We start from the raw sequence: 24,120 nt of genomic DNA on the forward strand, positions 1-24,120 counted from the left end.
TTTTTCGCAATTTTAGTACAAAAAGGGTAGTTATGCAAAAATCGATCTTTGTTGCAGCTTTTGAGGATTTTTTGACAAAAAAGTTTCTCACTCTCACATTTGCACCATTTTTTATTACTCTCATAATCTTTGCAGGTATCGCTTTTGGCTCCATTGGCAATATCATTGAGCTCCTCAGTCAAGTAGCACAAAATCCACAAGCTTTGCAAGATCCTGATATTGCATCATTTTTTCAAGCCCATCCCTGGTTTGCTGCCATTGCTGGGAGTTTTATTTTTAAAATTATCTTTGGAACGCTTCTTGCAATTTTTGGAACGCTTCTTGCAATTTTAGCTTCAACAGCAATTGCTACTATTGTGATGGGATTTTTTACTCCTATCGTAGTCAAAGAGATACATAAGCGTCACTATAACCACATTGTATTAGAGGGTAGCATTAGTATAGGAGAATACATAGTCATGATGCTAAAAGTCCTCCTAAAAACAGTAGGGGTCTTTTTCCTTGCTGCTTTTGCCTATTTTATACCTTTGCTCAATGTTATAGCACTCAACATTCCTTTTTACTATCTTTTTCACTCATTTTTGAGCCTTGATGTAGGTGGAGAGATTATGAGAAAAAAAGAACTTGAGGAGATACTCAAAAAATATCGCCTTAAAATAATGAGCACTACTGGAATACTCTACCTCATCACGCTCATTCCCTTTGCTGGTATGCTCTTGCAGGTCTATTTTGTAGCAGTTATGGCACACCTCTTCTTTCGCTTACGCTCTTAAGAGGTTTTCTCTTTTTCTAAAACAGCACGGAAGGTTTTAAGAAGAATCACAAAATCGTTCCATAATGACCAATTATATACATACCACCTATCTATTGCCATACGCTCTTCAAAGCTCAGACTATTGCGTCCAAGTACTTGCCACAGCCCTGTAATTCCAGGCTTTGCTAACAAAATCTCCTCTTTATAACTAGCTAACTTTTCTAATTCATCTGGAATATAAGGCCTAGGACCAATAAGACTCATCTCTCCTCGTAATACATTAAAAAGTTGCGGAAGCTCATCAATTGAGTATTTTCGCAAAATCCGTCCAAGCGGAGTAACTCTTGGATCATCTTTTAATTTTTTATATCTCTCCCACTCCTCTTTTTTTTCAGGATGCTTTTGGAAATAGGCTTCTAAGATCTCATTTGCATTTACGTGCATTGTGCGAAATTTTAAAAGATAAAACTCTTTCCCATCCTTCCCTAAACGTCGCTGTTTATAAAATATAGGTGTGCGAGGCTCCATAAAAATTTTTATAATAACAACCATTCCTATAAATGGCAAAAGAGCAATCAGAAGTAAAAAAGCAGTACTTTTATCAAAGATCTCTTTAGTTGCAATATTGACTCTACTTTGTAATCTATTTTGGAGTAAAATGAGATTGGATCTGCTATTAAAAAACTCAAAAATTTGCGATTGTGTGAGATTAAAATCACGAATTATCGGCATAAAGTAGAGTTCATGATGTTTGCGCAGCTCACTTTTAAGAATTGTATCCATTGAATCTAAAGAAACGCTATGCGGATCTATGAAGACAGTATCACTTCCATTTTTTGCTGGAACATAACCAACATAATAGTTATCAAAAATATTTTTTTCTAAAAAGGGATCGCTTCCAAGAAGTTTTGCCTCTTTTTTCCAGATACCAAGAGAATAGAGCAACCATTTAACAAGCCTTTTTTGCAAAGGTATGAAAAATGTCATATAAATAAAAGCTAAAACGACTACAAACCTCGAATAGTTATCGATGGATTTTGTTAAAGCCAAGTAACTAAGTACAATCAAAAATGAGAGTAGTAGCGCTCTTAAGATAAGTTTACACTCTTGCCAAAAATCGTATCTATAATGATAGAGCCCCTCATAGATAAACATTATAAGGGGTAGATAGAAAACATAGAGCGTTAAATAGCGTATCAATGATATATCGTTAGTGCTGATAAAAATCTCCCTACTCTCATACGCTAATACAATTGAACCCACAATAGTAAGAGCATCAAATAGAAAAAGAAGTAGAGGGCTTAAATATCTATATATTTTCATTGATTATTCGCAACAGTTTTTCTTTAAAGATTTTTTGATCAAATTGTAGCGCATATTCAATTAGTCTTTTGTTAGAAAAGCTCATCTTCTCAAACTGTTCTACCGCCTGCATTATAGCTTCCCTCTTTTGTTTAGCAAAGAGCACCCCACACCCATTGCAAACTATATCCCTTGCTCCACACTCTCCAAAGGCAATCACAGGCGTTGCGCTGCTAAGAGCCTCTGCCATAACAATACCAAAATCCTCTTTTGCTGCATATACAAAAGCCTTTGCTTTTTGCATATACTTTACCACCACACTATCAGGCTGAAATCCTAGAATTTCTACATTGTTCTTGGCTATTTTTTTTAAATAAGTAAGCTCTTCACCCTCACCAATTACAACGAGCTTTCTTTGTGGCATCTCATTGAAAGCTTCAACTATAAAACGCGTCTTTTTATAAGGGACTAAACGAGAAAGTGTAAGATAAAAATCTTCTTTTTCTAATCTTGGTCTAAACTTGTTACAATCAACCGGTGGATGTAAAATAGTAGCATCCCGGGTATAATGTTTTTGGATCCTTTGTGCTACACAGGTAGAATTAGCAATAAAGAGATCCACATTTTTGGCACTCTCTCTATCCCATTTACGAATATAAGCAAGCGTTGGTATTACCAGCCATTTTTTAAGAGGATGCAAAGGCTGTACATACTCTTCATAGAGATCCCAAGCATAGCGAATAGGGGTATGGCAGTAACATATATGCTTTTGATTTTTTGTTTTTTTTACTCCTTTGGCAAATGCCCATGATGAGGAGATGATTAAATCATATTGTGATAAATCAAAACTCTCAATAGCTTTTGGAAAAAGAGGAAGATAATTACGAAAATACTTTTTTGCTAAAGGAAGATATTGAATAAAAGAGGGAGTTGCCTTTTTACCAAGTAAAATCTCCTCTCTTTGTTTTTCATCTAAAAAGTCTACAAGAGTATAGATATCAGCTTCGGGAAAAAGCTCTACTATTTGGCGTAAAACCTTCTCTGCCCCACCTTGTGTTACTAACCAATCGTGAACAACAGCAACTCTTATAGGTTCTTCTCCCACTCTAACGCAGTTTTACATATAAGCTCTAAATTATCATATTTTGGCTTCCAGTTGGTAGCCTTTTGCAATTTTTGCGAATTTGCTATAAGCATAGCTGGATCTCCGGCTCTGCGCCCCGTAATCTCTACAGCAAAATCATTTCCGCTTACTCTTTTCATTGTGTCTATTACCTCTTTAACACTATAACCTTTCCCATACCCTACATTAAAAACATCACTCTCATGATCATCCAAGTAATCGAGCGCTTCAAGATGTGCTAATGATAGATCGTCGACATGAATATAATCGCGGATACATGTACCATCTGGGGTAGGATAGTCATCACCAAAGATATATATCTTATCTCTTTTTCCAAGAGCAGTCTCGGCTGCAACTTTAATGAGGTGCGTTGCATTTTTGGTAGATTGGCCAATTTTTCCACCAATATCTGCTCCTGCAACATTAAAATAGCGAAGTGCCACATACTTAAAACCATCATACGCCTTGGCACTATCAGCCAAAACCTGTTCACTCATAAGCTTGCTGTGGCCATATGGATTTATAGGAGAGGTCTCATCCTTTTCAGTAATACCTGTAGCTGGAATAGTTTCAGGCTCTCCATACACTGCTGCAGTGGAAGAAAATATAAATTTCCCAACCCCGCTCTGTACAGCTGCTTTTATGAGATTTGCAGTATTTGCAGTGTTATTGAGATAGTATTTAAGAGGATTTTCTACAGACTCCGGTACCACAAGTGCTGCTGCAAAGTGGATAATTGCATCAAATTTCTTTTGCCCTAAAAGCTTATTCACCTCATCCCAATCTGAGAGGTCTAGTTTGATAAAATCGACATCCCCATAAAATTGCTTAATTCTCTCAATCGTCTCGGCAAATCCGGTTGATAGATTATCAACTATAGTAATCTCATAGTCACCTCTTTTGAGTAGCTCTTTTGTTACATGGGAGCCAATGTAACCGGCACCACCGGTAATGAGAATCTTTTGCATCATTTTCCTTTAATGGTTTGTAAAATATATGTTATATCCTTTTTCAGCGACCAGTTGCGCAGATACTCTTTATTAATACGCACCTTATCTGGCCAGATTACCTCATCGTTATACTTTTGTGGATCGTCCACTTTTGCTAAAATCCCCTCTTCATCTCTATATTTTAGCGTAGCAGGACCTGTTATGCCAGGTTTGATAGAAAGAAGAACTCTATCCTCACCTTTAAGTCTATCCATATATCCCGGTACATCTGGTCTTGGCCCTACAAAACTCATATCCCCTTTAAGGATATTAATGAGTTGAGGAAGCTCATCTATTTTATAGCGACGAAAGAAACGACCACTTTTTGTTATACGCTTGTCTTTGGCTGTAGTAATTGAAGAGCCTTTTGCATGCTGATACATCGTCTTAATTTTAATGATAGTAAAAAGCTTTCCCCCCTCTCCTACCCTTTTTTGTAAAAAAAATCCATTACTTTTTGTTTCGATAGAGGCTATCAGCCAAGCAATAAGAATAATTGGCCAAGTAATAAAGAGCCCTACAGATGCCCCTACTACATCAAAGGCTCTTTTTATTCGTTTTTGTTTTGGAGTCATTTTATTCTATAAATCTTCATCCAAGGACTTATAATAACTGGCTCAAAAAGCTCGGGATCGTATTTATCAAAAAGATACATCTGAAAAAATGTAGAATGAAGATACATATCATCTGCTAAGAGTGCTTCACCAAAACTTTTATTAATAATAAGATTAATTCCTTTATCACGAATTTTTTGCTCTTTATAATGGCTTTTTCCACTTCTATCAATTCCTACAATATAGACACTTTTAATAGGAACTTGCTGGTTACCTATTAGAACTGTTGCTCTTTGCAGATCCACTATAAGTTGTCCAATATAGAGCTTATTCCCTTTTTGCATTATCCTATTTTTATAATAAAACTCCCTACGATAGACTTCTCCAGTATTAAGATTACGCTGAGAAAAATAGGTAACAGTTGGAAAAATATTAAACATCCTATGAGGTAAAATCAAATAAATATTTCTGTTTAATTTTGGAGATTTGTACTCTTTAGAAGAAATTTTAGTAAAAAATTTATCAACATTAATAGTTTTTCCTTTTTTAATAAAGAGTTGTGGTGCAACAGTTTTATTGGTGTCTGTATAGACTTTGATAGAGAGTTTTGCCAAATTGGCTGCCAGGCGCTGATTGGATGTAGAAAGAATTTTAGATACTAAAAAGTTGTCTTCATTATGCTTGCCTCCATCAATAAGGGTATTGACATCCCCGTAATACCAGATAGGATATCCATAGTCCCACCAAGTGATCGCATAGTCTTTAGGAGAACTTTTTTTGTTGAGTTCATCGAGGAGTGCCACTTCGCTTTTTAAAAGAGTAGTCGGAGTTAGATATGGATAACTTTTTAGCGGATAAAATCCTTTGATGCCATCAAGCCAGCTTATCTTTTCGCAACATCCCGTGATATGAGTGATGTTGGGAGTTAAAACAAAGAGAGTACCCAGACTCACTATTGCCATGCGGATCTTTCTAGCTTCAAAACGTTCAGAGAGCCAAAAAAAGAAGTAAACCGCACTCATCGCAGCAATTGGAACAGCATAGACGGTAAAACGAAGACCTCCAAAATATGCAAAAAAACCGATCCCCCACAATGGAAGTGCGATAATGAATTCTTTGTTGCGCACAAGCAATAAAATATACCCGACAACAGCGATGACAAGTCCTAAAAGGGAACCCACAATCCTATCGGCTACCACTTCAAAAGGAATCTTTCCAGCTTCTCGAACCGTTTCGTTGACGTTGAGAAAATGAAGTCCGGATATCTGCTCCGTTTTGGAGGTATAAGAGAAGACTTTATGCAAAATAATACCAAAAACATTTCCTAGTAGCAAAAAGGCCAAAACACTCACACCGGCAGCTATTTGGAGTTTTCTAAGCTCTGTATCATATGTTTTGAGCAGATACCAAAGAATGAGCACAAGAAAGAGCTTAAGTACCCAAAAAATCGGCATTAGGGCAAAGGAAAAAATAATAATAGCTTGGTAAGAGAACTTTTCGTTTCGATATAAAATCACAAGGTATAAAAACATCATGATTCCCATCGCATAAACAATGGAAAGCCCCTGATCGTAAAGCCAAGGATAGAGAATAACAGTTAAAGAAGCTGCTAGAATGTAATTTAATGAGCGATATTTAACGGCTGCAAGCAAAAAGAAGAGGATAAACATCGGCAGCATTGCACTAAACATATCAGTATCATAGTAACCAGCCAATGTCCGATTGTAGTAACTCCAGCCAATGGAAGCTATGAGTGCACTCAAAAATCCCCATAAAAGATTGCCATAAAGCCTGCCAATCAAAATAACAGGTATAACCACAAGGGAGCTGATGACAGGAGGAAGATAGAGCATAGCAGTATCGAGTGAAATTGGCAAGAGTTTGACGATATAGGCGGTAAGAACCGCTGTGCCGTAACGCCATATGTCAAGAAGTCTTGGATTGTCTAGATGCAAGTGATATAAAATCTTTTGCGCTCCGCTTCCAAAAAAGTATCCATCCACGTTGTTGATCATCAACTGGCCGTTCCAAAAAAATTCGGGATTGTGGCTTGCCCACCCAATCCAGTAGAGATGGAGCAGATAGGAAAAGAGGTAGGCTACAACGATAGCCAATACCGTCCACAGGCTCTTTTTTTCTATACTCATTTTTGTCCTTTTATCTTCATTTTCAAAACATCGAACAATCCCGCCAAACTTCCAAATCCGTAACTAAAATGCAGCACCATGAAAGCAAGTACCTGATGCAAAAGAGAGGTATCTTTTTTGATTTGCAAACTTCGTAGTGTAATTATAGTCAAATAAAAAGCAAGTAAAAATAAAAACAGATAGCCCAACCACGAGAAAAAAAAGCTCAAAACCGCACTCATAAGTAGCGTCAAAACAAAAAGAAGAGGGATAAAGTGGCGCAAAGACAAAGAGGAGAGCGTTTTTGTGTAGTATGCTGTTAAAATATTCCATTTTCCATTCTCAAAACTGTTTTTGGCCAAATCTTTAAAACTTTCCCTCGCATAATAGGTAGCCTTTATGTCAGGAATTAAATAGATTTTGCCACCCGCTTTTTTGAGTCGCTTGTTAAGCTCTATATCTTGATTGCGCACAAGACGCTCATCATAAAGACCAATTTCATTGAAAATCTCTTTTTTATAACACCCAAAGGGAACGGTATCTACTTCTTTAATTGCATCTACTCCGCTTCGAAAGGCACTTCCTACGCCAAGTCTATCGCTTAGAACATTTTTGATAGCATGAGATGTTTTTGTTTTGTTTTTAACTTTAGTCACAACTATCCCGCCAACATTATCTGCACCTAATTTTTCATGCCAATAAATAAGCTTACTAAAATAGTCTTTAGGATAAGAAGAATGTGCATCAAGTCGGATAATATACTCTCCTTTTGCATTTTTGATACCTACATTCATCGCAACTGGAACGATTTTTTTAGGATTGCGAAAAAGCTTAAAAAAAGGATACTTCTTTTGATACTTTTTGATAATATCGATCGTCTTATCATTACTTCCGCCATCTACAAGTAAAACTTCCATTTTATCTTTAGGATAATCCTGCTCGATAATGGAATCAAGGCATTTAGCAATATATTTTTCTTCATTATAAATAGGAATAATTACAGAAATTTTACTCACCTATTTTCCTTTAAAATAGCATCTATCCTGTCTCTAACCATTTTCGGCGTAATCTTCTCAAGACATGCAAAAGAGTCTCTCACACACCGAATTCCCCAAATTTTTGAATCAAAACATCCATTCTCTCGACAGGAAAGCTCTAAATCGATATAATGGTTTATCTTCTCATCATAACCGCCAATTTCCAATCTATTGGTCATCCCATAAAGAGTTAATGTTTTTTTCTTTAAAGCATATCCTATATGCATCAATCCATTATCATTCCCTACAAGAAGATCCAAATGGTTGATTATCGCTATGGTATCTTTTAATGATTCATTAACAACTGTAATATTTTTACACTCTCTTAACTGCTTTTTTAAATCTATCTCATCAGGACCAATAAAGACCAAGATATTCTCATCTTGATACTTTTCAAACAACTTCTTATAATTTTCAATATCCCATCTTTTAAATTTCTGATTTTTTCCACTACCTATTGCAAAACCTAAATTTTTTTTGTTTTTTTCAATATATTTTTCAATTATTTTCTCATTTTCTTGCAAATAGACATAAGGAGATTGCTTAACCTGACTTTTGTGCAGCAGTTCTTTAACCGCATCTATATTCTCATCGATCCTGTGCCTGTTTTTTTCATTATATTTGCCAAACCACTCTTTTACACCTATCAAAAGTGCTAGCATTTGAAGTTTCTTGACATCTGCACCCACAGTCCCTATGAGATAGTCATATTTTTTAAAGTTTTTTAATACAAAAAAAAGTAAATAACTCTTTTTATCAATAACATATATATTTTCAAATATATTGAGTCCAGTGATAATTGTTTTATTAAGTGAAGAGTGCAATAAAAGATCAATTGCATAACCATTATCATATAGCATTTGCATCATAGGCGTAGCCATAATAGTATCACCAATACCGCCATTATGAAAAATTACAACTCGCTTCATAAAACATCCTTGATAAATTGCAAAAGTTTTTGTGCCTGGTTTTGCCAACTATAAGGAGTAAAATCATAAGAGAACTCTTTTTTTTCAATTTTTTGCATCCAATTTGGAAAATCCTCTATTGGACAAAAATGAATATAGGGAAGTCTCTTTTGCTCTAAAACTTTTAAAGGCGTAGCAATAACCTGCGCTCCACCCAATCCATACTCTAATGCTTTAATAGGAAAAGCATTATTTGTAAAATCATTAAGCTCAAACGGAATCAAACCAATATCTAAAGTTTTAAAATAGTTTGCTACTTCATTTGGAGCAACTGCTCCAGTAAAAATGATATCATTTTTAAATCTTTTTTTAAGATTTTGGAAAAAACTGCTTTTGGAATCACCAACTATCATCATTGCAGTATCAGAACTTTTTATTTGCTTATACGCTTCACACGCTTTTTCTATCCCTGTCCATTCTTCCACACCACCTATATAGCCAAAAACTTTTTTGTTTTCGAGTCCAAACTCTTTTTTTAAAGATCGCGCTTTTTTAAACTTATCTATATAAACACCATTTTCGATTGTTATCGTTTTTGGATGAATTTTTTTTACTTTCTCTTCAATAGACTCAGTAACACAAACCACACCTCTTGCATGTTTTATATCCTTTTCAATCTTTTTTACTCTTTTCTCAGTTAAACCAATAGTTAAATTTTTAGTTAAATGATCATCTACCAAATCATATATTACTGGAACTTCAATTCTTTCTACATCAAACAAAAGAGCATTAGCATTAACAACTACATCTATTTTATATTTTTTCACTACTTGATTAAGCATATATGTATTAATATAAGATGCAAAAGATTCTGGTTTGAAAAGAAGAGGCAAAGAAAGAAAATTTTCATTTAATGAAATAGTTTTCATTAATGTTTTTGCTTGTGAAAATATCTTATTTTTCAAGGAACTATTATCAATATACCAATCTAAAACAATTCCATCGCTATTTTTTGCCAATTCATACACTCTATTGATGACGTTTTTATTTGGTACGTGGGGGATAAAAAGTATTTTCATCGAGCAATCTTTTTTTGTATTTAAGTGCTAATAAGAACATTCCTAAAAAACTTATAACGAAACTGTAAATTACGCTTTTTGCATCAAAATGCACTATATAAAACAGCATAACTACAGACAAAAAAAGTAAAAAACCAAAAACTCTTACTCTGAGTGCCATGTCAAATCTATTAAATCCTTTGAGGATATTTAATGAAAAAGTGGTATATGCTAAAAAAGGGAGGGTTGGTAAGAGAAGATTTAGCATTTTATAACTCTTTTCATACTCTTTTGGAAAGATAAACTTTACTATATATGGTGTAAGAAAAAGACTTGCAATAATCACAAGAAAAAAGATACTCAAATAAAAAATAAGTTTTCTATCAATCCTATTGATCTCATCTATCATATCTTGAGCAATGAGTTTAGATATTTCCGGAAATGTAAAACTATTGAGGGGAAAAACAAATATAGCAACCAGTGAAAAAAATATACTCCTAATAACAACTTGATACTCCGATAAAAAATCTATATCACGGAAAAGTTTTATAATAATTAATGATGCTAAACTTATTCCTAGTCCACTAAAAAAGTACATCAAAGCCGTTAAGATATTGTTTTTGAAAAAATCTTTTACTTTATACAAGCTAAGTTTTTCATAGCTAAATTTAAATTGAGAAAATTTATTTATAAAAAAAACTTTTAAAAAATAGGAAAAAACAAATGCAAAAAAGAGGCTATGTAAACCATCAAAAAAAGAGTTAAAAATAAAGAAAGATCCAACCAGTCCTAATGCCATAAATAGATTTTCAAATAGCATAACTTTATACTGCTTCCATGCAGCATTAAAGTAAGAAAAAAATATCGCCAAAGCATTCGCAAATAGCATAATTACTAAATAATAAAGAGGAAATATTTTATACTCAAAAATATAGTTATAATAAATAACTTCAAAATAGCAAATTATAATAAAAAGTCCCCAAAAAGAGAGTAAATACCAATAAACAACACCTTTGAAATATTCTTCATCGAAAGCTTTAACTAAACTATCTTTAAATCCACTAAAAACCATTATTCCAATAGCAATGAGATCCATAAAAGTATAAAATAGACCTAACTCATGTTTTGATATTTTATAAGAGAGATATATCTTAAATAAAAAATTTATACTCATAACTAAAACAGTAATAAAAGATGAAGAGAGTAAAAGTCTTTTCATTGTATCTTTTTGATTATCGCATAAAATTTAAGAGTAAATTGGAAAATCAAAATTGCAAAAGCCGTATAAACAAAAATCACATGTTGAAATATAGGATAGAAAAATAATAGTAGTGCTTCCACTTCAATTGTAGATGGAAATGGCTGTATGTGCTTTTCTTTCATAAAAAGAAGATATCTTTTTAGCAAATTTTTCTCATGAGCATTTTCTAAATCTTTTGTAATACTTCTACTTCCTTGATAATAGAGCATATCGTTATATTTATTTACTAAGCAATTAAAAAATAGTAGCAATAGAAGCACAATTAACAAATAAACTTGATTGAATTTAAGAAACAAAATCACAAATAAAATAGGAGCTTTTATCCAATCCGTAAAAACATCCAAAAAAGCACCAAATTTCGATGTTTGGTGAGTAACTCTTGCCAATGCACCATCTACTATATCCAAAATATAACTAAATTGATATAAAAAAGCACCTAAAATATAATATTCCTCCCAAAAAGCAACTCCTGCAAAAATAGCAACTATTAAACTTAATAAAGTTACTTGATTTGGAGTAATTTTTGTTTTATTGGCAAGGTATTTAGTGATAATTAACGATATTTTCAAATTTATAATCAAATCCCACCAGTTACGCTGTTTAAAGACTTGTTCAATATGCTTTTTCTCTATCACCATTTGAATATCCTATAAAAATAGAACACTATCCCTAAAGCATATAAAAACACTAGGAATAATAATATTTTTGGATAAAACAGACTTATGCTCAAAAATAAAATAACAAAACTCCTATTTAAAAAATAGATAGGTGAAAATATAATTTTTTCTCTTTTATTCAATTTTTCAAATTGCACATGAGAATAAATTAAAATATCTTGAATATACGAATACAACATATTTAAAAATATTAATAAACTACCTGGGGAAAAATTATATCTATAAACAAATACCAACAGTATTGCATTTTCTACAATTCTATCTGAGATATTGTCTAAAAAAGTGCCTTTTTTAGAAAATTGCTTTGTAGCACGTGCTAGTTGTCCATCTACACAATCGAATAAAAAAGATAGATGCAACAATAAAAATGATAAAAGTTTACACTCATTATAAAAAGATATCGCAGCAAATATACCTAATAATAAACTTACTATCGTTATTTGATTTGGAGTTATTTTAGTTTTTGATAGAAGTAATGTCATTTGATACGCTAACTTTTGATAAACATAATATGACAAAATATCGGTATACTTAATTATCATTCAAAATGCTTTATAAGTTTATCAACTTCATATTGAAGTTTTTTCAAATTTTCTACATTAATATCCAAATATTTTTTTAGTCTATCTTTTAATAGAGTTGTAGAAATATTATCTGTTCTATCTAAATATATTACTTGACAATATTGTTGTAAATAATCAAATTTTTCTTTCCAATCACTTCCCATCACAAAAATATCAATATTATATTTTTTTATATCTTCAATTTTTTGCTCCCAACTATTCTCAGGAAATACAAAATCGACATATTTAATACTTTTAACAATCTCTACTCTATCCTCATATGGAATAAAGATATCTTTATTTTTTAGTTTATTAAACTCATCTGTTGATACTCCAACATATAACTCATCTCCCAAAGCTTTAGCTCTTTTTAATAGATTTAAATGACCTATATGAAACATATCAAATGTTCCATATGTTATCACTCGTTTCATAAAACTGTCCCTCTTATAAAATAATATCTATTTACAAATCTCTTTCCATTTCCTTCAATAACTTCAATATTTTCTAATTTGAATCCATTTTCTTTTAAAATTTTTTCCCACTCATTTTTACTATACCATTTTTCTCTAAAAGGAGAATCAAAAGGATACATCCATTTGCCCTTGAATTCCAAAATAGGCTTTAATATTCCTAAAACAGAATAAGGATTTCTATCTCCTATAATTATCTCACCATTATTTTTTAATACTCTTTTAATCTCCTTTAAAGCACTATCAATATAAGTATGTTGTAATACTTCAAAAGCCATAACCATATCAAAAAAGTTTTCTTTAAAAGGAATATCATAAACACTGCCTTTTAAAATATATTCTTCTTCAAAGACAGGATCTATTCCAAAAAATTCTATATTTTTAAACTCTTTTTTCAGTACATTTATGATAACTCCTTTACCACACCCAACATCAAGCACTTTTATCTTTTTATCTCTTGGCAAAATATTCTTTAATCTTTTGATATATTCTTTATCCATATAAGATAAATTATTCGTTACTACATCAGAGGAAATATTGAAAGCAGTTTTTACAAAATTTTCTTGTTCAATTTCTCTACTTAAATTTTTATATTCCAACAAAGTATCTATAAAAAACTTATTCGTCCAATTGACAAAATCAAAGCCTCCGTATTTTCCCCAAAAAGGAATAGAAGCACAAAATCCGCCTTGCATAATTGAACTTTTAAGCTGCTTTGCTTTAAGATAAAAAAGAGTATTGATCGCACACTTTTTATAATCCTCATCATTAGTTATTTTAAAAAGCCTCATAGCGACTCCAGCCCATTGAGCAAGACCTGTCATACATTTTTCACTATTGAGACAAGTGAAATTACTATCATATTGAGAACATAATATCAAATCTCGATAGAGATTAATCTCTTTGAATCGATTTGCATTTTTCAAAATCGCTTCTAAAATCTTTTTATCTCTATTTATTGCATAAATATCTAGCAACCCTTCTAAAACATAAATGAGAGTATGCAAAAATGGGGGCACACCCTCTAAAAAAGAAGAAAGTTGAAAAAAACCGTTTTTATCCTGTTTATTTAAAACCCACTCAATATTTTTTAAAGCTGCTTTTTTAATCTCCTCATCATTTGCTAAATTTCCATACATATACATCGCAGCTGCTACGCGTGAATAGTAGGTATGAGGCTGCTTATTATAAGCCACTCTTTCCCATCTGCCATCGGCTTCTTGATTATTCGCTAGCCAATATGCTGCTTTTTTCGCTGCTTCTAAATATTGAAAATCTTTTGTTTTTTCATACAAAAAATTAAGCCCTATTAAACATTGACCAGTATCAAAAGCAAAAGGTTTGTTATAATCAATTTCACTAAAACTTCCATCTTCGTTTTGTACTTTTAACAACCACTCTCCTGCTTTTTTAGCAGATTTTATATAGCTATCTTCTTTTACATACTCTCCAACTCTCCACATCGATGGTATGATATACCCCGTGGTTTCAATATAGCTCTTATCTCTTCCACTTAAAAATGAAAATTTCCTACTATATCCACCATCTTCATTTTGCATAAAAAGTAGCCAATCAGCAGCCATTTTGAGATGTGTTGCATTATCAAAAACAGTTTCATCAAACAAAGATTTTATAGAAGCTTTTAAAATATCTGGATATTTTAAGGTATGTAAAAATCCATAAATTTTATACAATTTCTGCTTCAATCAAAAACTCCTTGATTCTCTCACTTGCCCTTCCATCTCCATAAGGATTGTGAGCCTTTGCCATTTTCTCATATGCTTGCTCATCGTCTATGAGCTTTTGCGCCTCTTTGACTATCTTTTCTTTATCAGTTCCGACTAGTTTCACGGTTCCGGCCTTTACTGCTTCTGGTCTCTCTGTCGTCTCACGCATAACAAGTACTGGTTTTCCAAGAGATGGAGCCTCTTCTTGTATCCCTCCACTATCTGTAATGATAAAGTATGATCTATCCATAAGATAGACAAACTCTTCATAGGATAGTGGCTCAATGAGATGGATATTTGCAATATGAGAGAGTATCTCTTTTACTGGTTTTTGTACATTTGGATTGAGGTGTACGGGATAGACTATATCGATATGTGGATTTTGCAGAGCAATAGTTTTTAAAGCTTCACAAATATTTTTAAATCCCTCTCCAAAATTTTCTCTTCTATGTCCTGTAACAAGAATGATCTTTTTATTATCTTGTAGTTTATATTGTCGATTGATAGCATTGATGATTTTATTTTGAAGATTTTTATCATTTTCTATTTTTTTGAGTGCCAAAAATAGTGCATCAATCACAGTATTACCAGTTACTATAATATTTTTTGGATCTCTATTTTCTTTTATAAGATTTTCTTTAGCACTCTTTGTTGGTGCGAAGTGATAGGTAGCCAGTACTCCTGTGAGCTCTCTATTTGCCTCTTCTGGCCAGGGAGCGTAGAGATTATATGTCCTCAGACCTGCTTCTACATGCCCAACTCTTATTTTTTGATAAAATGCTGCAAGGCTCGCTGCAAATGTTGTTGTTGTATCTCCATGTACTAGAACAATATCTGGTTGAAAGTCATCAAGTATCTCTTTTACACCCAAAAGCACATTTGAAGTAACATCATAGAGATCTTGTCCACTCTTCATAATATTAAGATCATACTCTGGTGCTATTTCAAAGAGTTTTAGTACTTGATCAAGCATTTGACGGTGCTGTGCCGTGACGCAAACTTTTGTAGTAAAACTCTTTTGGCTTTGCAAAGCTTTTACCACCGGTGCCATTTTTATAGCCTCTGGGCGTGTACCAAAAACTATGAGGATCTTTTTCATAGCTCCACCACCGTTGCCCCCATACCTCCCATATTCGCGGGAGCATCATGAAAGCTTTTAACTCTTGGATGCTCTTTTAAAAACTCCCTCACTGCACGAGCTAATTTTCCACTTCCTACTCCATGATATATAAGCACTTCATCAAATCCTGCAAGCAAAGCATCACTTAAAAATTTATCAGTTTTTTCAAGTGCCTCTTCAACTCTTAAGCCATGGAGATCAAGTTTAACAGAGAGTTTTGAAGGTTTAGATACTTTTAGTTTTGCTTTTGCTTTCTTTTTGATAATTTTCGTAGGCTTAAGATCTGCTAATGGCACTCGCAGTTTCATACCCTCTACTTCAATTGTAGCCTCTTTTCCTCTTATACCTACAATCATGCCTTTTGTTTTATTATACTTTACCTCATCGCCAACTTTAAGCTCTTTTGGCTCAGGTTTTTTAATTGTTGCTTTTTTTGCTTTCTGTGCAGCTTGGGTGAGATGGCGATGTGCCTCTTTTGTCTCTTTAGCTTTAATAGCAGCTTTTGCCTCGTCAATTGCTTCTTTGTAAAGAGCCTGGAGTCTAGCTTTTTCAGCTTGTAGCTTTTCATAAACTGCACTACGCTCTTCATCGAGCAAAATACGATTTTTTCGTACAAGCTCTAGTTCATTTTCTAATTCTTTATTTTTACGTCGTAACTCTTTTTCTAACTCACTCCCCCGCTCTATTAACTCACTCAGCTTTGCTTGATCCTCACCATACTCTTCTACTGCTCTAGCCACTATTCTTTGTGGAATTCCATAGCGTTTTGCTGTCTCAAAAGCATAACTCTTACCAATTATCCCTTGCAAAAACTCATAGGTTGGTACACCCTTTTCTTCATCATACATTGCAGCCAAAAGCTCTACATCTTCATGTGCAGCCATAAGTGATGCAAGACGTTTATGGTGCGTTGTGATAGCTATCTTTATATCTTTTTTCAAAAGATCTTCCAAGATTACCTTAAAAAGCGTTGCCGCCTCATCACTATCAGTCCCAAGCTCAATCTCATCAACACCCACTAATGCATCATTTTTTTGAAAAAGTTTACTAAAAGCAAGCATTCGCCCAGCAAATGTGGAAATATCGTTTTTTACATTTTGAGGATCTTCAATGATTGGAATAATCTCTTTGAATCTTCCTATATGGCTCTTCTCATCACATTTCATGGGAATAAGATATTTTGCAAGGTAAGCAGCTGCTAAAATTGATTTGAGAAGCATCGTCTTCCCGCCCGCATTGACACCAGTAATTATCAAGATCTTTTTACTAAAATCGATAGTCACAGGCTTAGGATTCTCAATAGCTGGGTGCGCAAAATTTTTCAAAACGATTTTTTTATCACTACTTGGTAAAATCATACGCAAATCATATGCATTTGCAAAATTTATTCTTGCTTGATAGTGGTCAAACCGGTCAAACTGCCTATTGATATATTGCAAGAAACGGAGCCATTTGTGAAAAACTGTACTAATATGTTTTTGAATATGATAGTGGATCTCTTCAATCTGGCTTAAAAGCTCTGCCTCCTTATCTTTAAGTTTTCTGAGATCTTCTGGTACTACATAAAAAAATCCACCGCTACTTCTTCCAACAACAGTTGCTTTAAGTACATGATTAAATCCACCTCTCACAAGCAAAGCCTCTTCGCCATTTACATAATGGATCTGCCTATCTACAAGATAACTTTGCAATCTCCTTGCATTAATGAGAGCTTGGAGTTTTTGGCGAATCTGCTCTTTATTGTGTTTGAGAGCATTTTCTAAAGTAGCAAGTCTCTCATCTACTTCACTTTTTATCTCTCCGTTTTGGTCAAAATACTCTTCTATGCGTGCAAGCTCTTCTGGTATAGTGATACTCGCTAACCATTCTCCTATTTTTCCTTCAAACTTTAATGTCTTGAGATAAAAAAAATAGCGAAAAATTTTGATAAATTCAAAAATCTCCTCTTTACTCAAAACTCCTTGCTTTTGCAGATGCATAAGTGCTTTATCAAGATTTGCTATCTGCGGAGGAGCTTTAAAGCGATACTTTTTGAGTTCATTAATAAATTGGAAATGAAGATTGATATCACCTTCTATGGCTAAAGGTTTGAATCTGGCAAAAAAAGTACGGAAATTATCTAAGAAGTCTTTGAGATCGAGTTTTTCCTCCACTACTCTCCTTTACACTTATCAATACTTATCACAAGCCCTTCATATCGGCTTCCTTCCTTACCCATAAATACGAGTGTACCGCTGACAAAATTGAAGTTTTGCTTATTAACAATCACTTCCTTACCAAAAGAATCTATGCAAGTAATATTCTTATCATGAAGATATTCATAATAGATTTTATCACGCTCTATGCGCTTTTTATTTTGAAAGTAAGAGTAAGCAAAAATAGCTGCCCATCCTACAAGTAATCCAGCAAGAATAAAATATTTTATTCTTGAAGTGAGCTCTGTAAAAAAATAGACAACTGCACCAATAATGGCAAAGATCAGTAGCAAAAAAAGAATAAAATAGAAAAAAGCCATCTATTCTATTCCTCGCAACTGGTAAGTAATATCTCCAGCTCCAAAACCAATCACGAGTCCTTTATTTATCATATGAGCCTCTTTGTGATCTTTCAAAAGGACAAGACATTTATCAGATCTTTTAACTCTATCGATAAAGAGTGGATTGTAGTGAGCAAAGTGCGTTGCAAAATCTATATCTCTTGGCTCCTCTCCTGCAGCCCAAACAGGAAGTATCACAAGTTTGACTCCATGAGGAAAGCAGTGCATAAACTCTTTGAGATTATCAAGCACTCTTGAATACTTATGTGGCTGCCACACCACTGTAATATCCTTTATCCCTTTGAGTTTGGCATACTCCAAAAGTGAAGAGAGAGTAACTTTAATCTCTGTTGGATGGTGCGCATAGTCATCTATGACAATAAGCCCCTCATCTTTAGCCACAATATCAAAGCGCTTTTTGATTCCACGATAATTTTTAATATTGCGTTTTATCTCGTCAAGTCCTAACTCCTGCATTGCTGCCAATATGGCAAGAGAGGCATCCAAAGCGATGTGTTTTCCAAATCCCCATACTGCAAACTCTCCAAAATCTCGCAACTCAAATCTAATATATGGTTCATCATCTTCCAAAAAATGCTCGATTATCCTAATATCACAGCTTGGATAGAGCTTAATTGCATCGATATCTAAACTTCCTAAAAAAGGATCTTCAGCATTTATTACTCGTACTTTCGCCTTTTTTAAAAACTCTCTGTATGCATCATAAAAGAGATCAAGATCATGATTGTAAAATTCCATATGCTCAGGTTCAGCATTCGTAACAACGGCACAGTGCGGCTCGATTTGCAAAAAACTTGCATCACTCTCATCAGCTTCAAAAACAACAGTCTCAGTGTATTTATACCTTACATTTGATCCAAACTCTTTACTCTCTGCTCCTATTATTGCACTGGAGTTATTGAGTATTGAAGCCAAAATTGCACTCGTTGTGCTTTTGCCATGTGCTCCTGCAACTGCATAAATCTTTTTACCACCAAGGATGAGAGGCAAAGCTTCTCTGCGTGAAAGTGTTCGAATACCTGCTTTCTTTGCAGCTAACAACTCAGGATTGTTAGCTTTGATTGCAGCGCTATAAATCACGATGTCAATATCTTGAGTAATATTATCTGCTGCTTGAGGAACAGAAACCTTTATACCTTCTTGTTGCAGTTTTTTCAGTAGTGGTATCCATTTAATATCACTACCGCTTACTTCATACCCTTCATGTTTCATAAATCTTGCAAGACCACTGAGTCCAATTCCACCAATACCTATAAAATGCAATTTCATTACGCTAACTTCTCCGCTTTTTTCAACTCTTCATCTAATGTTTTTTCATTTTCCTTGAGAAACTTTTTCGCATTATCGGTAAATTTATCAAAAAAGAAACTCTCCTCTTCTATTTTCTCTTTTGCTACAAAGTTATTTAAAAATTCATCAAGACTCATTCCTTTTGCAGTTGCAACAAGTGACAAGAACATCGCATCTTTATAATTTTGCGGTACAAGAAAACTCAAAACCAAAAAGAGCTCTTTAGCACCTTTGCGCTCCCCCCTATCCCATCGCTCCAAAGCGTGCTCATAAATAGCCCTTGCTACATACTCATCAAACTCTTTATGAAAATCAAACTTCTGGCCTTCTGTAAGCATCTGCGTTAATGTATCAAAAGCTGTTTCTAAAATATTTTGATACAAAAGATCAATATTCTCTTCTTCCATATCAAGTGCAAGCATCGTATCTAGCACATCATACATTTTTACTATATCTTTGCTTCGTAAAGCACTTCTTTTTTGCTCCTCTAAATTTTGTAAAAATTCTCTATCTTGTTTTAATTTCTCTATATCCATTACCCTCTCCATAACTTTGCTATGCGTTGTAGCGCCTCTTCAGTTTTACGCTCATCATACACAAGCGCAACTCTGACAAATCCCTTACCAGCTCCCTCTCTCCCAAGAAAGGATCCTGGAAGGACTTTTACATTATATTTTGCATAAAGCTCTTTGGTAAAACTCAAATCATCTCCAACTTCTAACCATAGATAAAATGTAGCTTCAGGAACAGCTACATTCAAAATCTCATGTGCAAGCTTAAAATTTTTGCGATATCTATCACGATTTTCTACTACATGCAGCTCATCACTCCAAGCATTTGCTGCTGCTTTTTGCAAAGGTAGCGGCGAAGCACATCCTACATAAGTTCGATAGCGCTTGTATCCATCAAGGATTTTGCTATCGCCTGCTAAAAAACCGCTACGAAGTCCTGGTGCAGAGCTTCTTTTTGAAATTGAATTCACAACCAGGATATTTTTAAATTGCGTGTTCCCAATCGCTTTGCTTGCCTCAAGAAGCGATACTGGTGGAACATCTCTGTAGATCTCACTATAGCATTCATCATTGAGAAGTACAAAATCGTACTCCAAAGCTGCCTCAACCCACTCTTTTAGCTCATCCAGACTCATTACTGAAGCTGTAGGATTATTGGGTGAATTGATAATGACTAAATCTGCCTCTTTGAGACTATCATCGATTTGTGGTTTAAAATCATTCTCTTTTGTAAGATGAAGATACTTTATCTTTGCTCTACTAGCAATTGCAGCCCCTTCATATATTTGATAAAAAGGGTTTGTGAAAGCCATTACTGGGCTCTCTTTATCAAAAAGAAGATATTGAGGAAAATTAAAAAGTACTTCCCTAGTACCAAACGTAAGTACCAACTCTTCATCAGCAAGTTCTATAGCAAAGCGCCTCTTTACAAAATCTTTTACTGCTTTTTTAAGTTCATCTTCACCTGCTGTTTTTGGGTATTTATTTAAAAGATGGCTGCTTTGGCAAAGCTTGTCTTGAATAAACTTTGGTGCTGCAAATTGTGGCTCACCAATGGTAAGAGTGAGCGGTGCATACTCGTTATTTGGCTCAACTTTTTCCAAAAGTTCAGTAAGTTTTTCAAAAGGGTATTTTTCAAACTGCATCTGTATCCTTTGGCATAGCAAATCTGTTTACTTGAAACTCTCCCTCTTCATCAAAATAGAGAAAATAGAGCTGATCTTTTTTTATCGGCAATCCAGCAAGATAACGTAGTGCCAAATTTGCCTCAAAACTAGCAACCATCATAACAATAGGCGCAGCAATCCCTCCTGGAGTACGCTCAGTTATCTTAAAAGCTTGAAAACTCGCTTTTTCCATAAAACAGACCTGCCCTTGAAACTCCTCTACGCTGGCATAGATCCAAGGTGTTTTGCGTTGTTTTGCATATGCATCTATTTTTGCTCGAATAGGCAGATTATCTGTAGCATCGAGAATAAGATCTACTTTGATATTGCGTTTTGCAAACTCCTCAAAGCCCTCTATAAAACTCTCAACCTCTACATAAGGGCACCGCCCTTCAATCACACACCTATTTACTTCCGCCTTTGGTTTGCCATCATCTTCAACTTTGAATGTGATTTGGCGATGAATATTGTGCACACTCACCTCATCAAAATCTACTAAATAGATCTTCCCAATCCCACTTGCTCCAAGTGCTAGTGCAAGAGAGCTTCCAAGCCCTCCACATCCGACAATAGCAATCGACTTTGATTGTAGTGCAAATTGCTTTTCTTCTCCCCAAAGCTGAATTTGTCGCTTAAAATACTCTCTCATAATGCACCTCTTTTTTTCAAAGCATGGCGAAAACCCCAGCTCTTTTTTGCTTCTTTGACTATTTTTTTGTCTATATGCTCAATGAGAAATTCCTCTTTTTTCCCAAGATTTACCAAGATTTTTCCCCCGGGATCGATACTCATACTATCACCATAAAAATCCCAAATATTGCCATCTTTATCTCTATACTCACCAATTCTATTAGCACGTATGACATAAAAATTATACATAAAAGCCATACTTTGCAAGATCTCTCTCCACCTTTGTGTCGAACCAAATGTAGATGCACTTGGCACAAGTACTACATTTACATCTTTTTTTGCTAGTGCATTCCACAATGATGCAAAATGGATCTCAAAACCTGGAAGTATTCCAAATTTAACACCATCGATGCGAAAAACAAGTGGAGCTTCTAACTTTTGGACTGGATTATCAAAAAAGCGCTCTTCATTCCAGTGGGGATAGTTTATGAGAATCTGCTGATTGTAGTAGTAAGTCTTTCCACTACGCACCAAAGCAATTGATTTATAGAGTGAGCCTTTATAACCTCTTATAACTGGTGCTACGATTACTAAATCGTATTTGAGCGAGAGATCTTTTAAAATATCAAGATGGGTCTGCGTCTGCTGCAATAGCATATTTTTTGGAATCTCTTGTAGTTCACCAAAGAAAGGATTGAGTACGTACTCTGGTAAAAGAAGCACTTTTACATTTTTTGTAGCTGCTGTGCGACAGTAGTAATCAAGCCTATTTGGACTAAGTCCAAGTGAAGAGATCTGCAGTGCTGCTATATTCATTTATTTTTCTCTATCTTTTCTATTTCTACTTTTGCCTCTTCAAGGAGTTTTTCAGCCTCTTTGAGCTGCTTCATCCCCTCTTTATAAAGCTCCACACTCTTTGCTAACGTAATATCTTGTTTCATCAGTTCATCTAAAATCTCTTTTGCTTTTTTGAGTCTGCTTTCAAAATCTTTCATCTCTTTCCTTCTACAATAGCATGGATGTAGTCGCTAAATTTATCGATCTCTACCAAAAAAGCATCATGCCCATAATCGCTTTTAACTTCATAATATTCGCTTAGCTCCCCTTTTCCACACTTCTCCATTGCCTCATCTATTTGACGCATCTCCTCAGGCAAAAAGAGAAGATCCTTTTCAAATCCTATAAGATAAAGCTTTGATCGAATTCTCTCCAGCGCCTCTTCTAATGAGTCATAACCTGTAGAGAGATCAAAAAGGTTTATAGCTTTTGTAATATAGAGATAGCTAAGAGGATCAAACCATTTAGAAAAATTGTATCCATTATATTCAAGGTAGCGCTCTACTTGAAATCTCCCAAAAAGCTCATAGATTCCTTCATTTGGAACATAATCTCTTCCAAATTTTCTATCCATCGAATAGTGGCTCAAAAAACTTATATGTCCTGCCATTCGTCCAATCGCTAAACCAGTAAGCCCCTTTTGCTCCAACTCTTTTGGATCGTACTGCCCATTTTTAAAATCTGGATCTTTAATAATTGCCTCTTTTGCAATCTCATTAAATGCAATGACCCAAGGTTTTGTAGCATGCGTAGCTGCAAGTGCAATAATATTTTTAGCAAATCCTGGAAAATCCACAGCAAAGCGCAAAGCCTGCATTCCTCCCATGCTTCCACCTACAACTGCATGCACTCTATCAATACCCAGTTTTGCAAAGAGTATCCGTTGGGCTTTCACCATATCTTTAATGGTGATAACTGGGAATTTAAAACGGTAAGGCTCATCGCTTGGATACATTTTGCTCATTGGACCGGTAGATCCAAAGCAGCTGCCAAGCGTATTGGTACAAATAACAAAAAATTTCTTCGTATCTATTGCTTTGCCATCTCCTATGAGCGCATCCCACCATCCCGGTTTTCTATCTCCTTCATACCACCCAGCAGCATGATGGGATCCGCTCAAAGCGTGGCATACTACCACTACATTGCTTTTTTCTTCATTGAGCTGGCCATAAGTTTCATACACTATCTCATAAGGCTCTAATATCCGTCCGCTTTCAAGGTAGAGAGGATTGGTAAACTTTGCCGTTTTTGTAGTTATTTCCAATGAGTGACCTCTTTATACATTTTCGTCTTATTATACTCAAATGGCCATATAAAAAAGATAAATTTGATTGTGTGCAAGAAGAAGTCAAAATGGTAGTAAAGTTTACTCTTGCTTCTCATCTCGATCTCTTGCCATAAATTGATGCAAGCTTAGAAGAAGCAGAACTTAAATTTTTGGTGTCAAGCAAGCGGG

25 protein-coding genes are annotated in these 24,120 nt (G+C 34.4%); 2 read left to right on the forward strand and 23 right to left on the reverse strand.

Features of this window, described 5'->3' with window-relative positions:
- Positions 1 to 32: 32 nt before the first annotated feature.
- Positions 33 to 773, forward strand: coding sequence for an EI24 domain-containing protein (locus tag JG738_RS07115; protein WP_201337222.1), 741 nt, complete (start codon positions 33 to 35; stop codon positions 771 to 773).
- Here the strand turns inward: JG738_RS07115 and JG738_RS07120 are convergent.
- The 23 genes from JG738_RS07120 to JG738_RS07230 are packed head-to-tail and all read right to left on the reverse strand — an operon-like array spanning position 770 to position 23,928.
- Positions 770 to 2,077 carry a sugar transferase gene (locus tag JG738_RS07120; protein ID WP_201337223.1) on the reverse strand — a complete coding sequence of 436 codons (1,308 nt, stop codon included), beginning with the start codon at positions 2,075 to 2,077 and terminating at the stop codon, positions 770 to 772. The two genes, JG738_RS07115 and JG738_RS07120, sit on opposite strands and share 4 nt — an antisense overlap.
- Positions 2,064 to 3,161 (reverse strand): glycosyltransferase, encoded by a 1,098-nt coding sequence (locus tag JG738_RS07125; protein ID WP_201337224.1) that lies wholly within the window; start codon positions 3,159 to 3,161, stop codon positions 2,064 to 2,066. The genes JG738_RS07120 and JG738_RS07125 overlap by 14 nt, the downstream gene beginning before the upstream one ends.
- Positions 3,143 to 4,147 carry a UDP-glucose 4-epimerase GalE gene (galE, locus tag JG738_RS07130; protein WP_201337225.1) on the reverse strand — a complete coding sequence of 335 codons (1,005 nt, stop codon included), beginning with the start codon at positions 4,145 to 4,147 and terminating at the stop codon, positions 3,143 to 3,145. The genes JG738_RS07125 and galE overlap by 19 nt, the downstream gene beginning before the upstream one ends.
- Positions 4,147 to 4,743, reverse strand: coding sequence for a sugar transferase (locus tag JG738_RS07135; RefSeq protein WP_201337226.1), 597 nt, complete (start codon positions 4,741 to 4,743; stop codon positions 4,147 to 4,149). The genes galE and JG738_RS07135 overlap by 1 nt, the downstream gene beginning before the upstream one ends.
- Positions 4,740 to 6,869: an STT3 domain-containing protein gene (locus tag JG738_RS07140; protein WP_201337227.1), complete on the reverse strand. Its 2,130-nt coding sequence runs from the start codon at positions 6,867 to 6,869 to the stop codon at positions 4,740 to 4,742. The genes JG738_RS07135 and JG738_RS07140 overlap by 4 nt, the downstream gene beginning before the upstream one ends.
- Positions 6,866 to 7,864, reverse strand: coding sequence for a glycosyltransferase family 2 protein (locus tag JG738_RS07145; protein WP_201337228.1), 999 nt, complete (start codon positions 7,862 to 7,864; stop codon positions 6,866 to 6,868). Before JG738_RS07145 ends, JG738_RS07140 begins: the two co-directional genes overlap by 4 nt.
- Positions 7,861 to 8,814 (reverse strand): glycosyltransferase family 9 protein, encoded by a 954-nt coding sequence (locus JG738_RS07150; protein WP_201337229.1) that lies wholly within the window; start codon positions 8,812 to 8,814, stop codon positions 7,861 to 7,863. Before JG738_RS07150 ends, JG738_RS07145 begins: the two co-directional genes overlap by 4 nt.
- Positions 8,811 to 9,872, reverse strand: coding sequence for a glycosyltransferase family 4 protein (locus JG738_RS07155; RefSeq protein WP_201337230.1), 1,062 nt, complete (start codon positions 9,870 to 9,872; stop codon positions 8,811 to 8,813). The genes JG738_RS07150 and JG738_RS07155 overlap by 4 nt, the downstream gene beginning before the upstream one ends.
- Positions 9,838 to 11,070: a lipopolysaccharide biosynthesis protein gene (locus tag JG738_RS07160; RefSeq protein ID WP_201337231.1), complete on the reverse strand. Its 1,233-nt coding sequence runs from the start codon at positions 11,068 to 11,070 to the stop codon at positions 9,838 to 9,840. Before JG738_RS07160 ends, JG738_RS07155 begins: the two co-directional genes overlap by 35 nt.
- Positions 11,067 to 11,750 (reverse strand): CDP-alcohol phosphatidyltransferase family protein, encoded by a 684-nt coding sequence (locus JG738_RS07165; RefSeq protein ID WP_201337232.1) that lies wholly within the window; start codon positions 11,748 to 11,750, stop codon positions 11,067 to 11,069. The genes JG738_RS07160 and JG738_RS07165 overlap by 4 nt, the downstream gene beginning before the upstream one ends.
- Complete coding sequence (locus JG738_RS07170; RefSeq protein ID WP_201337233.1) at positions 11,744 to 12,331, reverse strand: CDP-alcohol phosphatidyltransferase family protein; 588 nt, start codon at positions 12,329 to 12,331, stop codon at positions 11,744 to 11,746. Before JG738_RS07170 ends, JG738_RS07165 begins: the two co-directional genes overlap by 7 nt.
- Positions 12,328 to 12,786, reverse strand: coding sequence for an adenylyltransferase/cytidyltransferase family protein (locus tag JG738_RS07175; protein ID WP_201337234.1), 459 nt, complete (start codon positions 12,784 to 12,786; stop codon positions 12,328 to 12,330). The genes JG738_RS07170 and JG738_RS07175 overlap by 4 nt, the downstream gene beginning before the upstream one ends.
- Positions 12,783 to 14,531 (reverse strand): methyltransferase domain-containing protein, encoded by a 1,749-nt coding sequence (locus tag JG738_RS07180; protein ID WP_201337235.1) that lies wholly within the window; start codon positions 14,529 to 14,531, stop codon positions 12,783 to 12,785. The genes JG738_RS07175 and JG738_RS07180 overlap by 4 nt, the downstream gene beginning before the upstream one ends.
- Positions 14,512 to 15,651 carry a non-hydrolyzing UDP-N-acetylglucosamine 2-epimerase gene (wecB, locus tag JG738_RS07185; RefSeq protein WP_201337236.1) on the reverse strand — a complete coding sequence of 380 codons (1,140 nt, stop codon included), beginning with the start codon at positions 15,649 to 15,651 and terminating at the stop codon, positions 14,512 to 14,514. The genes JG738_RS07180 and wecB overlap by 20 nt, the downstream gene beginning before the upstream one ends.
- On the reverse strand, positions 15,648 to 17,825 hold the full coding sequence (locus JG738_RS07190) for an endonuclease MutS2 (protein WP_201337237.1): 2,178 nt from the start codon (positions 17,823 to 17,825) through the stop codon (positions 15,648 to 15,650). Before JG738_RS07190 ends, wecB begins: the two co-directional genes overlap by 4 nt.
- Positions 17,825 to 18,187: a hypothetical protein gene (locus JG738_RS07195; RefSeq protein ID WP_201337238.1), complete on the reverse strand. Its 363-nt coding sequence runs from the start codon at positions 18,185 to 18,187 to the stop codon at positions 17,825 to 17,827. The genes JG738_RS07190 and JG738_RS07195 overlap by 1 nt, the downstream gene beginning before the upstream one ends.
- On the reverse strand, positions 18,188 to 19,498 hold the full coding sequence (gene murC / locus JG738_RS07200; RefSeq protein ID WP_201337239.1) for a UDP-N-acetylmuramate--L-alanine ligase: 1,311 nt from the start codon (positions 19,496 to 19,498) through the stop codon (positions 18,188 to 18,190).
- Complete coding sequence (locus JG738_RS07205; RefSeq protein WP_201337240.1) at positions 19,498 to 20,055, reverse strand: hypothetical protein; 558 nt, start codon at positions 20,053 to 20,055, stop codon at positions 19,498 to 19,500. Before JG738_RS07205 ends, murC begins: the two co-directional genes overlap by 1 nt.
- Complete coding sequence (locus JG738_RS07210) at positions 20,055 to 21,176, reverse strand: succinyldiaminopimelate transaminase (protein ID WP_201337241.1); 1,122 nt, start codon at positions 21,174 to 21,176, stop codon at positions 20,055 to 20,057. Before JG738_RS07210 ends, JG738_RS07205 begins: the two co-directional genes overlap by 1 nt.
- Positions 21,166 to 21,846 carry a ThiF family adenylyltransferase gene (locus JG738_RS07215; protein ID WP_201337242.1) on the reverse strand — a complete coding sequence of 227 codons (681 nt, stop codon included), beginning with the start codon at positions 21,844 to 21,846 and terminating at the stop codon, positions 21,166 to 21,168. Before JG738_RS07215 ends, JG738_RS07210 begins: the two co-directional genes overlap by 11 nt.
- Positions 21,843 to 22,643 carry a carbon-nitrogen hydrolase family protein gene (locus JG738_RS07220; RefSeq protein WP_201337243.1) on the reverse strand — a complete coding sequence of 267 codons (801 nt, stop codon included), beginning with the start codon at positions 22,641 to 22,643 and terminating at the stop codon, positions 21,843 to 21,845. The genes JG738_RS07215 and JG738_RS07220 overlap by 4 nt, the downstream gene beginning before the upstream one ends.
- On the reverse strand, positions 22,640 to 22,822 hold the full coding sequence (gene xseB / locus JG738_RS07225; protein ID WP_084276342.1) for an exodeoxyribonuclease VII small subunit: 183 nt from the start codon (positions 22,820 to 22,822) through the stop codon (positions 22,640 to 22,642). The genes JG738_RS07220 and xseB overlap by 4 nt, the downstream gene beginning before the upstream one ends.
- Complete coding sequence (locus JG738_RS07230) at positions 22,819 to 23,928, reverse strand: homoserine O-acetyltransferase (protein ID WP_201337244.1); 1,110 nt, start codon at positions 23,926 to 23,928, stop codon at positions 22,819 to 22,821. Before JG738_RS07230 ends, xseB begins: the two co-directional genes overlap by 4 nt.
- Between JG738_RS07230 and JG738_RS07235 the strand changes: the two genes are divergently transcribed.
- Complete coding sequence (locus JG738_RS07235; RefSeq protein WP_159445334.1) at positions 23,928 to 24,065, forward strand: hypothetical protein; 138 nt, start codon at positions 23,928 to 23,930, stop codon at positions 24,063 to 24,065. The two genes, JG738_RS07230 and JG738_RS07235, sit on opposite strands and share 1 nt — an antisense overlap.
- The last annotated feature ends 55 nt before the right edge of the window (positions 24,066 to 24,120 follow it).

This window comes from Nitratiruptor sp. YY08-26 (genome assembly GCF_016593215.1).
Classification (GTDB): Bacteria; Campylobacterota; Campylobacteria; order Campylobacterales; family Nitratiruptoraceae; genus Nitratiruptor; species Nitratiruptor tergarcus.